The organism is Pseudomonas sp. LB1P83, from assembly GCF_054897885.1.
On sequence record NZ_CM142709.1, the window covers coordinates 2,711,526 to 2,724,084 of the forward strand.

Annotated in this window: 11 protein-coding genes; 6 read left to right on the forward strand and 5 right to left on the reverse strand. The window is 59.8% G+C overall.

What is annotated here, in order from left to right; all coding sequences use genetic code 11:
* The 3 genes from ACYZTY_RS12665 (at position 1) to chrA (ending at position 2,388) form a co-directional block, all read left to right on the forward strand.
* Positions 1 to 582, forward strand: a complete 582-nt coding sequence (locus ACYZTY_RS12665) for a DinB family protein (RefSeq protein WP_461958767.1) — start codon at positions 1 to 3, stop codon at positions 580 to 582.
* 102 nt (positions 583 to 684) lie between these two features.
* Positions 685 to 1,176 carry a GNAT family N-acetyltransferase gene (locus tag ACYZTY_RS12670; RefSeq protein ID WP_461959307.1) on the forward strand — a complete coding sequence of 164 codons (492 nt, stop codon included), beginning with the start codon at positions 685 to 687 and terminating at the stop codon, positions 1,174 to 1,176.
* A 6-nt stretch (positions 1,177 to 1,182) separates the two neighbouring features.
* Positions 1,183 to 2,388, forward strand: a complete 1,206-nt coding sequence (gene chrA / locus ACYZTY_RS12675; protein ID WP_461958768.1) for a chromate efflux transporter — start codon at positions 1,183 to 1,185, stop codon at positions 2,386 to 2,388.
* Between the two features lie 56 nt (positions 2,389 to 2,444).
* Here chrA and ACYZTY_RS12680 read toward each other — a convergent pair whose 3' ends face one another.
* From ACYZTY_RS12680 to ACYZTY_RS12700, 5 genes are all read right to left on the reverse strand, one after another.
* Positions 2,445 to 2,654: a hypothetical protein gene (locus ACYZTY_RS12680; RefSeq protein ID WP_131058645.1), complete on the reverse strand. Its 210-nt coding sequence runs from the start codon at positions 2,652 to 2,654 to the stop codon at positions 2,445 to 2,447.
* Positions 2,655 to 2,752: 98 nt separating this feature from the next.
* Entirely contained in the window at positions 2,753 to 4,990 is a 2,238-nt protein-coding gene (locus tag ACYZTY_RS12685) for a TonB-dependent siderophore receptor (RefSeq protein ID WP_461958769.1), read from the reverse strand.
* A gap of 530 nt (positions 4,991 to 5,520) precedes the next feature.
* The gene (locus ACYZTY_RS12690; RefSeq protein WP_461959292.1) at positions 5,521 to 6,579 is read right to left on the reverse strand and encodes an IS110 family RNA-guided transposase; all 1,059 of its coding nucleotides are present in this window, start codon (positions 6,577 to 6,579) and stop codon (positions 5,521 to 5,523) included.
* A gap of 146 nt (positions 6,580 to 6,725) precedes the next feature.
* Positions 6,726 to 8,471 (reverse strand): phosphoethanolamine transferase CptA, encoded by a 1,746-nt coding sequence (locus ACYZTY_RS12695; RefSeq protein ID WP_461958770.1) that lies wholly within the window; start codon positions 8,469 to 8,471, stop codon positions 6,726 to 6,728.
* Positions 8,472 to 8,675: 204 nt separating this feature from the next.
* Positions 8,676 to 8,858: a DUF6026 family protein gene (locus tag ACYZTY_RS12700; RefSeq protein ID WP_109630878.1), complete on the reverse strand. Its 183-nt coding sequence runs from the start codon at positions 8,856 to 8,858 to the stop codon at positions 8,676 to 8,678.
* 272 nt (positions 8,859 to 9,130) lie between these two features.
* On the opposite strand from ACYZTY_RS12700, the gene gnd reads away from it, so the two are divergent.
* From gnd to ACYZTY_RS12715, 3 genes are read left to right on the forward strand one after another with little or no spacing between them, the layout of a single operon-like run.
* Positions 9,131 to 10,111 carry a phosphogluconate dehydrogenase (NAD(+)-dependent, decarboxylating) gene (gnd, locus tag ACYZTY_RS12705; RefSeq protein WP_461958771.1) on the forward strand — a complete coding sequence of 327 codons (981 nt, stop codon included), beginning with the start codon at positions 9,131 to 9,133 and terminating at the stop codon, positions 10,109 to 10,111.
* A complete protein-coding gene (zwf, locus tag ACYZTY_RS12710) occupies positions 10,108 to 11,631 on the forward strand; it encodes a glucose-6-phosphate dehydrogenase (protein WP_461958772.1) in 1,524 nt (507 codons plus the stop codon). Before gnd ends, zwf begins: the two co-directional genes overlap by 4 nt.
* The gene (locus ACYZTY_RS12715; RefSeq protein ID WP_461958773.1) at positions 11,628 to 12,449 is read left to right on the forward strand and encodes an HAD family hydrolase; all 822 of its coding nucleotides are present in this window, start codon (positions 11,628 to 11,630) and stop codon (positions 12,447 to 12,449) included. The genes zwf and ACYZTY_RS12715 overlap by 4 nt, the downstream gene beginning before the upstream one ends.
* Positions 12,450 to 12,559 lie beyond the last annotated feature (110 nt).

Here is a 12,559-nt window from a genome sequence, read left to right on the forward strand (position 1 = left end):
ATGAATCAGCCACTTTCTCATCATTTGCTGACCATGGCTTATCAGAATGCCTGGGCCAATTACAGACTCGCCAAAGCCTGGAGCCAGTTGACCCCGGCCGAACTGGCGGCACCGCGCGTCAGCTTCTTCCCAAGCCTCATTGCCACCCTCAACCACATCCTCACCTGCGACTGGTTTTACGTGGATGCGCTGGAGCGGGAGTTGCGCGGTGACGATCCGCACCCTGATTGCTTTGTGTTCTTTACCGAGGACGAACCATTCACGGCGGGCGCCGATCTGCAGCGCGAACAAGCGCATGTCGATCGCCGCCTGATTGCCTACTGCGAACAATTGCGCGACACCGACCTGGGGCGAGTCGTGACCATCGCCCGGGACACGCCGCAACATGACAGCCGTTTGCGCCTGCTGTCCCACCTGTTCGAGCACCAGCTTCATCATCGCGGTCAGGTTCACGCCATGCTCAGCGGCACCTCGGTCAAGCCGCCGCAACTGGACGAGTTTTTCTGTGCCGGTGAATCACGCCTGCGGGCCGAGGATTTTGCCGAATTGGGCTGGACCGAAACGCTGATCTGGGGCGTTTGAGACAGGTTCGGGTTGTCGACGACGGCGCCTCGCGATAATGTCCGTCGACCTCCCGGTGCGACAGACGCGCCGGGACAATTTGACGGGACGTTGACGATGGAAATGGAATCCGCAGAAATTCTGGTACTTCAGGCCAGCTACACCAATCCGCTGCATGCCGAAGCCTTCGGCGTGGTGCTCAATGCCTACGCCAAAGACCCGATGGGCGGCGGGCAGCCATTGCCCGAAGACCTCCTGCAACAACTACCGGGGGAATTGGCCAAGCGGCCTCATGCGTTCAGCGTACTGGCGTTTGTCCGCGGCGAACCGGCCGGGTTGGTCAATTGTTTTGAAGGTTTCTCGACGTTTGCCTGCAGGCCGCTGGTCAATGTCCACGATGTGTCGGTAGCGCCGAAGTTTCGCGGCTTGGGGTTGAGCCAGAAGATGCTTCAAAAAGTTGAAGACATCGCCCGGCAACGCGGCTGCTGCAAGATCACCCTGGAAGTCCTCGAAGGCAATGCCGTCGCACAGGCGTCTTATGGCAAGTTCGGATTTGCGCCAGGCATGTTCGACCCGGCACATGGTCGCATGCTGTTCTGGACCAAGGAGCTTTAACGGCAGATGAACAGCCTCGATGGCGCACAGGGGAGGGCACCCGTGGCAGACAAGCCGTGGATTATTTTCCTGATCTTCCTGCGTCTGGGGCTGACCTCGTTTGGCGGCCCCGTCGCGCATCTGAGCTATTTCCGCAGTGAATTCGTTCAGCGTCGGCGCTGGCTAAGCGAAGCCGCCTACGCCGAATTGATTGCCCTGTGCCAGTTTCTGCCGGGCCCGGCGAGCAGTCAGGTGGGCATGGCGCTGGGCTTGTCCCGTGGCGGCTACTCGGGGGCTTTGGCGGCGTGGGCAGGTTTCACCTTGCCTTCAGCGCTGATCCTGACGCTGTTGGCGTTCGCCATCACCCACGGTGGCTGGGCCTTACCGGCCGGTTTGATTCACGGGCTTAAAATTGTCGCCGTCGCCGTGGTTGCCCAGGCCGTATGGGGAATGGCCCGCACGTTATGCCGAGGTCCGGTGCGCGTGGGCATCATGCTGGTGGCGACTGTCGGGGTGTTGCTCTGGCCTACGTCTGTTGGACAGATGACGGTGATGGCGGTGGCGGCGTTGATCGGGTTGGCCTTGCTACATAACGCAAATGGAGCGCAACTGGAGGGCCTGTCGATTCGGGTCAGTCGCGTGGCCGTCTGGCTGGCGCTCGGTCTGTTCGTGGCTCTGCTTCTGGGGTTGCCGCTGATTGCGCACCGCTGGCCGGGCTCGTTGATCAACTTGTTCGACGGTTTCTTTCGCACGGGGGCGCTGGTGTTCGGCGGCGGCCACGTCGTGTTGCCGCTGTTGCAAAGTCAGGTGGTGGGCACGGGATTGCTGAGCAATGACGTGTTTCTCGCCGGTTACGCCGCCGCTCAAGCGGTACCGGGACCGCTGTTTACGTTTTCTGCGTTTCTCGGCGCGTCCATCAGCGGCTGGAGTGGTGCGCTTGTGTGCGTAGTGGCGATTTTCCTGCCGTCACTGCTGTTGGTGATTGGCGTTCTGCCATTCTGGCAGCGCTTGCGTGGCAATGCCCGGGTGCAAGCGGCACTGGCCGGGGTGAATGCCGGGGTGGTCGGGTTGTTGCTGGCTGCGTTGTATCAGCCGTTGTGGACCACCTCGATCCTTGGCCCGCTGGATGTGCTGTTGGCGGTGTTGGGGTTGATGGCGCTGCTGTTCTGGCGATGTCCGCCATGGTTGCTGGTGCTGCTGGGCGGGATTTTTGGTGTGCTGCTCGGCGCTTGAAACCAGTCGAACGGGCATCAAAAAGGGCGTCCATCAGGACGCCCGTTAGTCAGCGTTTAGTTCGGCCGATAAGTTTCGGTCACCTGTGCGGTTTGATCGTTCGGAACCCTTAGTTCAATAGATCTGGTTTCGACGCCATTAGCCTGCTGTTGTTTGAGTCGCAGGGTTTCGAAGTAATACCTCATTCGTTCGGCGCCGCCTTCGGCAAATGCAGCGGTCGAGCCGAACATCATCAGACTGGCAAGGATCAACGCGGTACGTTTCATGGTTTGCCTCCCACTACGGATATCGGGTGCCTTTCATCCATGAACCAATGTTGCCGGGACATTATCCGCCGATTCCGATATTTGGGAATTAAACCGCCTCAGAGCTTCCAGTCCAGGCTCAGGGTGACCGTGCGCGGGTCGCCCCAATAGACGCCGTTGTAGAACCCGACGTTGTCGTAATACTTTTTGTCGAACAGGTTGTCGACGTTCAGCGAAGCCGACAAGTGCTTGTCGACTTCGTAACGCGACATCAGTTTGACCACGGCGTAGGCCTCCTGGCGGATGTTGGTGCTGGCGGTGATTATCTCGCCATCAGCGCCACGGCCGACCGGGCGTCTGGCGGCACGGTAGACGTCGCTTTGCCAGTTCACCGCGCCACCCACGGTCAGTGCCTGCCAATCGCCGGGCAAGCGATAAGCCGTGGAGAAGCGGAACATGTTCAATGGCTGAGCGGTGTTGTTGCGCTGCTTCTCGCCATTGGCCGAGTGGGTGTAGGTGTAGCCGGCCGTCATGTTCCAGCCCGCCATCACCTCGCCGGAGACTTCGGCTTCGAAGCCTTGGACCTTGTTGCCTTTGCCGCCTGATTTGAAGAATTCCTCACCGGTGACCGGGTCCGGCGGCACCGAATCGTCGCGTTCGGCGACGTTGTCCTGCTTGCTCCAGAACACCGCGGTGGCGAGGTTGAGTCGCTCTTCCAGCAGGCTGCCCTTGAGGCCCAGTTCATAGTTGCTGCCGACCACCGGTTCCAGGTATTTGCGATTGCTGTCGCGATCGTCCTGCGGCTTGAAGATGTCGGTGTAGCTGACGTACACCGTGTATTCAGGCGTGAGGTCGTAGAGCAACCCCGCGTATGGGGTCCAGATGTCGTTGTGCTGCTGGCTGATGGCTTCGACACCGGTCCGCTGCAGGTTGTTGTCGTATTTATAGGTGTTTTTCGAGATCTCCCAGCTGCCGTAACGACTGCCGAGTACCGCGTGCAGATCGTCGGTCAGGGCCAGGCGCGTGGCCAGGTAACCGGCCTTTTGCCGGGTGTTTTCATCGGAGCCTTTAAGGCTGGTGACGGTGTCGGGGAATTTGGGAATGCCGCCCATGTACTTCCAGTCGGGTACCTTCTCGTAATCCGACGACCGTGGGCCGTCTACGGTGTAAGGGTTGTCTTCGCTGCGTTCGGATTCGCCATAGCCGATCATCATTTCGTGCTCGCGCCCGAACAGCGAATAAGGGCCGGACACGTTGAAGTCATAGGCCTTCATTTTTTCCGTGCCGACCATGTGGCTGACGTTGGCGAACATGCCGCTGCCATCCGCCTCGGGGAAGCCGCCACCGCCGTAGTAAATCTTGCCGTCGGTGTCACTCTCGCGGTGGGTGTAGGCAGCCTTGAGGTGCCAACCGGCGCCCAGTTGCTGGTCCAGCGTGGCAAACGCGGTCTTGTCCTTCAATGGCCAGGAACTCCACGGCGTGGCCATGTTGGTGGATCGTCCCAGGTTGGCTTTGCTACCGTCAGCGTTCCAGTACGGCACGGTGCCCCAGGAGGTGCCTTGCACCTGCTTGTCCTGATAGTCGTAACCCACGGCGAGCACGGTGTCGTCGGTCAGGTCGGCTTCGAGAATCCCGTAGCCGACTTCCCGTTGCAGCGCGTACTTGTCACGGTAGGAACCGCTGTCGCGATAGGCCAGCACACTGCGACCGCGCAGACGCCCGTCGAAAGCCAGCGGTCCGCCAACGTCCACATAGCTGTAGTAATCGTCATAGCTGCCGCCGCTGACACCGGTCTGGGCTTGCCATTGTGCGGTCGGCCGTTTGCGCACCATGTTGATCGTCGCAGACGGATCGCCGGCGCCCGTGGTCAGGCCGGTCGCGCCGCGAACCACTTCGATGCGGTCGTAGATGATGGTGTCGGAATCGGACTTCATGTAGCCGAAGGTGTTGAGCATCCCGTCGATCTGGAAATTGTTGATCGAGTAACCGCGGGACGAATAGCTGATGCGATCCGAGTCGTTGTGCTGGACCACCACACCGGTGGTCTGGCTCATGGCTTCGGAGAGCGTGCCAAGTTTGAAATCGTCCATCTGCTGACGCGTGACCACGGACACCGATTGCGGCGTTTCCTTGATCGACAGGTTCAGCCGCGTGGCGGTGCTCATGGCACCCGTGGTGTACGACTCGGTGTTTTCAGTGGTGCTGCCCAAACCCTGGGCGGTCACGTTGGTGGCCCCCAGTTCAAGGGTGCGGCTCGGTTCTTGATCGGGGACGGTTTCGGCCAACAGGTCGGGGCTCAGGGCAGCACTGCACAGGCCCAGGGTAAAGGTCATGGAACGGGTGATAGGCGCGAACATCGCAGCCGACTCCTTGTCTTCGAGGGAAAAATTCCGTTTGTTCAAAGACGAAGGTGGGAGAGGGGATTTAGTTCTAAACGAGAATAATTACTATTTTAAGACGTTTCGGAAGTGGCTTTCATGCAGAAGAAAGCAGCAAACACGAGACCTGTAGCTGGCGAAGCCTGCGTTCGGCTGCGAAGCAGTCGTGAAATCAGACGATGCGGTATTCCAGGAACACCGCATGCACAGGTTTTACGACTGCTTTGCAGCCGAACGCAGGCTTCGCCAGCTGCTATGTATGGACTCGCCCCCACTGTCTACCCGCTTTTGAAAAACCGCCGCCCCGTTGCATCTATGTATTAGGCCTATTCGAGGAAGCCGTCTTCGGCTTCTGGCCAAAATTGGAAGAGCTCGTGGTATGCCGATTACAGTCAGGCCTCGAAGGCCAGTAGCAGCTAAGGCATCAATCCACGCCGGTCTTACCTGGGGTCAATTTTTTTTCAGCAAAGGGCCGGACAGTTAGTACCTCGGTGGCAGAACTCTGTCGCTCAGTGGCTCATCGTCGCTTGCTGGCCATCACCAGCCTGGCGACGATAAGTCTGGTCATTCTGTAGAAGCACCCAGACGATTCGCAGGTTGCGGTTGGCTAGCCTGATCGCAGCCTCCTTACGGCCCAGCCGGCTCATCCAGCGCAACAAGCGGCGGTCATCGGGTTGCTGGGAATCAGGTCGTAGTTGTTGCAGCACTGCATGGGCTCCTTGGATCATCAGGCTGCGTAAATAAACATCACCTCGCTTGGTCATGTCCCCCAGCCGGATCGTCTGCCCGCTGCTGTGCTGGTCAGGCACCATGCCAAAGTACGCGGCAAACTTGCGGGCGTTGGGAAATCGCTCAGGCTTGGTTTCCTTGGCCACCAGTGCCGTGGCAGTAACTGGGCCGATGCCGCGCACAGTCATCAGTCGCTTCGCCGTCATGTCGGCGTTGGCAGCCACTTCCAGGCGCCCCGTCAGCACGCTGATGCGCTCGCCCAAATGGCGCCACTCGGCCAACAGTTCGTCGATCAGTTCACGCAGCAGGCCCGGCACCGGCTGGGTGGCATCTTCCAGGACCCGCGGAATTTTCTGGCTGATCGCAACGTCACCTTGCGCCAAGGCCACGCCATGCTCGAGCAGCAGGCCGCGCATCTGATTGCTCACCGCCGTGCGTCGACGCACATAGCCTTGGCGGGCGCGATGCAACGCCTGCATTGCCAGCGCCGCAACGCTTTTGACCGGCACTGCGTAGATCTTTTCATCGCGACCAGCCCGCAGAATCGCCAGCGCATCGTTGCGATCATTTTTAGGCCCGCTACGATGTGTGGCCACCAAACGGGCTGGAAGAATCCGCGCCAGATTGCCTTGGTCTTGCAGCTGCCGGGCCCAGGCTTGAGCACCCGGACCGGTCTCCATCAGAACCACGACATGAGGCGGCAACTGGCGTAGAAACTCATAAAACGCCTCGCGCGACTTGATCCGTTGCTCGTAGTGCACCTGGCCGAGGACGTCTTCACCGGCGACCTGAAAGACCTGCTTGGCCAGATCGATCGCCACGGTTGTGCAGGCCGACAAATCGGAAGAAGACAGGGATTGATCAATCGAAGTATGCTTTTTCATGGACTCGCCCTCGCTGTCGTTGGCTGTTTAGACTGCCATCGTGGCGCATTGACGCCTCGGCTTGGGCGAGTCCATCCAATTACAAGGTGTGCGCTTGTGGCCTAATTATGCGCGACTGCCGGATCGCCTGGCTTGGCCTTGGGTTTCATCAGGCTGAAGTCGATCAACGGGCGCGATTGACGTTCATACGGATTGCCAATCATCAACGGACGCGGTTTGAAGCTGTCACTGACCACGCTCTTGCTGCGGTCCAGTTCGTCAAAGCTCAGGCCCGCCAGATCCGCCCAGGTGTGGATCAGGTGCGAGCTGCTGTACGGCCGCGCCAGGTCACCGGCAAAACTCCAGTCGTGGGTTTCACGCCATTTCGGCGAAGCCCAGGCCATGAACGGAATGGTGTACATCGGCGCCGTCGGCTTGGCCTCGTTGCGCCCCAGCGTGCTGTGGCCCGGGGAATCGAAGACGTCTTCGCCGTGGTCCGAGAGGTACATCAGGAACCCGTTCGGATCCGACTTGGCGTAGTCCTTGATCAGGCTCGACACCACGAAGTCGTTGTACAGCACCGCGTTGTCATAGCTGTTGTACGTTGGCACCTGGTCGTCACGCACGCCGTCCGGCACACCTTTGCGATCGGTGAATTTGTTGAAGGTTGGCGGGTAACGGTACTGATAGCTCATGTGCGTACCGAGCAAATGCACAACGATCAGCTTGCGCGGCGCGGCGTCTGCCAGTGCCTTGTTGAACGGCGCGATGACGTCGCCGTCGTACTGTGCGGCGTTCTGATTGCGGTTGTTGTTCAGGTACACCTGCTCGTCGGCCTGTTCGGAGAACGTCGTGAGCATGGTGTTGCGCTTGGTCATGGTCTGCTGATTGGTGATCCAGAAGGTCTTGTAACCCGCCTGTTTCATCATGCTGACCAGGGACGGCGTGGACAGGTATAGGTCCGGGTTTTCCTCGTCGGCGAAGGTCAGTACCTGCTGCAACGCCTCGATGGTGTAGGGGCGCGGGGTGATGACGTTGTTGAAGACCGCCATTTGATCCTTGAGCTTGTCGAGTTCCGGCGTGGTTTCACGCGGGTAGCCGTAGAGGCTCATGCGCTGACGGTTGGTGGACTCGCCGATCACCAGCACCAGGGTCGCTGGCTGGTTGGCCATCGTGTCCTTGAGGTTCTTGAGCGGTGGAATCTTGCTTGCGCTGTCGAGCATGTCTTGCATGCCGGCCAGCGTGTCGAGGTAACGGTGATACGCCACCGCCATCTGCCAAGGCACCGCCGGCTCGATACGGGTTTCGAATTTCTCGAAGCCGCCGGCCAGGCTGCCGGTGCGCGCGGTTTGTTTGATCAGCGGGTAACCGACCACAGCCACCAGGATGGCGGTCGCGGCCACCAGCGCGCGACCGCGGGGCATGTACACCGGGCGCAAGCGAGTCCACAGGAAATACGCGAACAGCGTGTGGGCGAGGAACGCCGCCACCATCCACCAGGCGAAATACTGGGTCATGTACTCGCCCGCTTCAGAGATGTTCGATTCGAACATGATGAAGATGACGCTCTGGGAAAATTCCTGCTGATAGATGAAGAAATAACCCAGGCTGGCCATCGAGCAGGCCCACAGCACCGCGCCGATCAGCGCGGCCAACACCCGTGTCTGCCTGGGGAACAGCAGCATCGGCGCGAGCCAGATGGCGCTCATCACAAAGGCCTGGCGGAACCCGGTGAAACCCGAGGTGCCCGTCAGTTGAATCAGCAGTTGGGTAATGCCGGAAAAATACCAGAAGAACAGGAACAACCAGAGAAATCCTGCCCAATCGAAACCTTTCGCAGTCGTAGTGCTGCGTTTGAACACAGTCATTCAGCGCTCCAGCCAGGAAATCACGTCGACACGTCGGGAGCCTTCCATGTTGCCGACGAACAGAGGCCGCGCGGATACCGAGCGGCCATAATGAGCCGGAGTATCAACAGGTCGGTGTGAAAACTTTGTGAGTTGCCGCAAACGGCAAGGCAGGGAAGCGGTGTCGGAAACAGCAGAGGGCTGTTTCCGAATCAAGCGAGGGGATCAGGCGTGGGGAGCACGCTGGGTGACGGGCAAGGGCTGAGCCGAAGAGCTTTGTGTGAGTAAGCGCAGCTGCGCGAGCTCCTGCTTCAACAGGTCGCGCTCTTCTTTCAATTGGCGCAATTCATCACGACGGATCGTGACGTAAAGGGTTTGTGCTGGCCGTGCTGCTTGTACTGTGCCCATTGCTCACCTCGCAAATGGCTGTCTCAACTGTAAGCCCGCCCCCGAAATCGGGTGCTGATTTACTATCGGCGCTGATTTTGATTTCTTTTGCCCCTGAAGGGAACTTTTTTATTTTTCATGGTCGTTGTGTCTTCAGTTCGATTTCTGACGTTATCAGTCAGGATCGGGCACAATGCCCGGAAACTTCACGCCAACGCTCTGGACTAACCCACATTAGTCGCGTTGGGCTATAACCTTTGACACACTTTATTTGTAGTAGGGAGCATCAGCACATGCAACTCGGGATTATTGGACTGGGCCGCATGGGCGGAAATATTGCGCGTCGCCTGATGCTCAACGGGCATACCACCGTTGTTTACGACCGTAATACCGCCTTCGTCGACACCCTGGCCGCAGAAGGCGCCAAGGGCGTCATCGACCTGCCGGCGCTGGTCGCAGGCCTGGCCAAGCCACGTGCGGTGTGGGTCATGCTGCCGGCCGGCGCGCCGACCGAAGACACCATCGACACCCTGAGCACCTTGCTCGAAGCCGGCGATACCATCATCGACGGCGGCAACACCTACTATAAGGACGACATCCGCCGGGCGAAAACCCTGTCGGAGAAAGGCCTGCACTACATCGACGTCGGCACCTCCGGCGGCGTCTGGGGCCTGGAACGCGGTTACTGCATGATGATCGGCGGCGAAGCCGAGGTGGTGAAACGCCTTGATCCGCTGTTCGACAGCCTGGCACCGGGCATGGGCGATATCCCTCGCACCAAGGACCGCAAGTCGGAAGACGATCGCGCCGAGCGCGGTTACATCCACGCCGGTCCCGCAGGCTCTGGCCATTTCGTGAAGATGATCCATAACGGCATCGAATACGGAATGATGCAGGCCTTCGCCGAAGGCTTCGACATCCTCAAGACCAAGGCCAGCACCAACCTGCCGGAAGATCAGCGTTTTGATCTGAACGTTGGCGACATCGCCGAAGTCTGGCGCCGTGGCAGCGTGGTGTCGTCCTGGTTGCTCGACCTGACCGCCGACGCGCTGGCCAGCGATCCGAAACTCGACGGTTACTCCGGCTCGGTGGCTGACAGCGGTGAAGGTCGCTGGACCATCGAAGCCGCCATGGAGCAATCAGTGCCCGTACCGGTGCTGTCGAACTCGCTGTTCTCCCGCTACCGTTCGCGCGGCCAAGGCACCTTTGGTGACAAGATTCTCTCGGCCCAGCGCTTCGGCTTCGGCGGCCACGTGGAGACTGCGAAAAAATGACCCGTCTGATCCGCAATAAATCCAAGGCAGAACCCGCACCACCGACCACGCTGTTTCTGTTCGGTGCCCATGGTGACCTGGTCAAGCGCTTGCTGATGCCGGCGCTGTACAACCTGAGTCGCGACGGTCTGCTTGGCGATGGACTGCGGATCATCGGCGTTGACCACAACGCCATCAGTGACGAAGCCTTTGCGCAGAAGCTCGAAGATTTCATTCGGACCGAAGCGGCCACCAAGGTCGGCAAGGGCGATGAAGCCCTTGACCCGACGCTGTGGGCCAAGCTGGCCAAAGGCATCAGCTACGTCCAGGGCGACTTCCTGGACGACAGCACTTATCAAGCGCTGGCGGCAAAAATCGCCGCCAGCGGCACGGGCAACGCGGTGTTCTACCTGGCCACCGCGCCCCGTTTCTTCAGTGAAGTGGTGCGCCGTCTCGGTGCTGCCGGCTTGCTGCAAGAGACACCCGAAGCCTTCAGAAGGGTGGTGATCGAAAAACCGTTCGGCTCCGATCTGCACACCGCTGAAGCGTTGAACGCGTGTTTGCTCAAGGTGATGTCGGAAAACCAGATCTACCGGATCGATCACTACCTGGGCAAGGAAACCGTGCAGAACATTCTGATCAGCCGGTTCTCCAACAGCCTCTTCGAAGCGTTCTGGAACAACCATTACATCGACCACGTGCAGATCACGGCCGCCGAAACCGTTGGCGTGGAAACCCGTGGCAGTTTTTATGAGCACACCGGCGCCTTGCGGGACATGGTGCCCAATCACCTGTTCCAGTTGCTGGCGATGGTGGCGATGGAACCGCCGGCAGCCTTTGGTGCCGATGCGGTTCGTGGCGAGAAAGCCAAAGTGGTCGGCGCGATACGTCCGTGGTCCACGGAAGAGGCGCGGGCCAACTCGGTGCGTGGCCAATACGCAGCCGGCGAACTCGACAGTAAACCCTTGGCCGGTTATCGCGAGGAAGGCAACGTAGCGCCGGACAGCAATACCGAAACCTACGTCGCGCTGAAAGTCATGATCGACAACTGGCGTTGGGTCGGCGTGCCGTTCTACCTGCGCACCGGCAAGCGCATGAGCGTGCGTGACACCGAGATCGTCATTTGCTTCAAGCCTGCGCCATACGCGCAGTTCCGCGATACCGAGGTTGATGAGTTGCAACCGACCTACCTGCGGATCCAGATTCAACCCAACGAAGGCATGTGGTTCGACCTGTTGGCCAAGCGGCCCGGGCCGGCCCTGAAAATGGCCAATATCGAATTGGGTTTTGCCTACAAGGATTTCTTTGAAATGCAGCCGTCTACCGGCTACGAAACGCTGATCTACGATTGCCTGACCGGCGATCAGACGCTGTTCCAGCGAGCCGATAACATCGAGAACGGCTGGCGCGCCGTGCAGCCATTCCTTGATGCCTGGCAGCAGGATGCGAGCGTGCAACCTTATCCGGCCGGCGAGAATGGCCCGAAGGCGGCTGATGAGCTGCTGGCTCGCGACGGTCGCGTCTGGCACAGCCTCGGATGATTGACGTCACGCAACACCCCATCCGTTTTCTGCTGAGCGACATGGACGGCACCTTGCTGCTGCCCGATCACACGCTCAGCCAGCGCACTATTGAGGCTGTCCGATCCTTGCGCGAGGCTGGCGTGCTGTTCAGCCTGGCCACCGGGCGCCCACCGAAAGCCATGCTGCAGCAGATCGAAGCCCTCGGCGTCGACCTGCCAACGGCGGCGTTCAATGGCGGCACGATCGTCAATCCAGACGGCAGTTTGCTGGTCGCGCATTATTTACCGGCCACGGCTGCGCTGACGGCGTTGGCACTGTTTGCCGATCAGCCGGACGTTGAAGTCTGGGTGTTCAGTGGCGGTGACTGGTTGCTGAAAGACCCGAGCGGGCCGATGGTGCCGCGCGAGCAGCACGGCCTCGGCTATCCACCGGTGGTGGTCGAGAGTTTCGAGCCGTTTCTGACTCGCATCGACAAGATCGTTGCCACCAGCAACAACACACAACTGTTGATCGAACTGGAAGCGCAGCTGTTGCCGAAAGTGGAGGGCCAGGCACAGGTCTCGCGTTCGCAGCCGGTGTATCTGGACGTGACGGCGATGCAGGCGAACAAGGGTGCCGCTTTGGCGACACTGGCCGAGTTTCTCGGTGTGCCGCTGGAGCAGACCGCCGCGATGGGCGATGGCGGCAATGACCCGGCGATGTTTCATCGCGCCGGCTTGTCGATTGCCATGGGGCAGGCGGAAGAAGCGGTGAAGCGCCAGGCCGATGTGGTGACAGGCGCCAACACCGAAGACGGCGCGGCCCAGGCGATCGAGCAATACATCCTCCCTCAATAACAACACAAAACCCTGTAGGAGTGAGCCTGCTCGCGATCGCGGTCTTTCAGTCGACATTGAGGCTGAATGACACACCGCTATCGCGAGCAGGCTCACTCCCACATTTAGGA

Coding starts and splice junctions, on each gene's coding strand:
- chrA (WP_461958768.1), top strand. CDS start 1,183: ATGAACAGCCTCGATGGCGCACAGGGGAGGGCACCCGTGGCAGACAAG.
- ACYZTY_RS12670 (WP_461959307.1), top strand. CDS start 685: ATGGAATCCGCAGAAATTCTGGTACTTCAGGCCAGCTACACCAATCCG.
- ACYZTY_RS12715 (WP_461958773.1), top strand. CDS start 11,628: ATGATTGACGTCACGCAACACCCCATCCGTTTTCTGCTGAGCGACATG.
- zwf (WP_461958772.1), top strand. CDS start 10,108: ATGACCCGTCTGATCCGCAATAAATCCAAGGCAGAACCCGCACCACCG.
- ACYZTY_RS12695 (WP_461958770.1), bottom strand. CDS start 8,471: ATGACTGTGTTCAAACGCAGCACTACGACTGCGAAAGGTTTCGATTGG.
- ACYZTY_RS12665 (WP_461958767.1), top strand. CDS start 1: ATGAATCAGCCACTTTCTCATCATTTGCTGACCATGGCTTATCAGAAT.
- ACYZTY_RS12700 (WP_109630878.1), bottom strand. CDS start 8,858: ATGGGCACAGTACAAGCAGCACGGCCAGCACAAACCCTTTACGTCACG.
- ACYZTY_RS12680 (WP_131058645.1), bottom strand. CDS start 2,654: ATGAAACGTACCGCGTTGATCCTTGCCAGTCTGATGATGTTCGGCTCG.
- ACYZTY_RS12685 (WP_461958769.1), bottom strand. CDS start 4,990: ATGTTCGCGCCTATCACCCGTTCCATGACCTTTACCCTGGGCCTGTGC.
- gnd (WP_461958771.1), top strand. CDS start 9,131: ATGCAACTCGGGATTATTGGACTGGGCCGCATGGGCGGAAATATTGCG.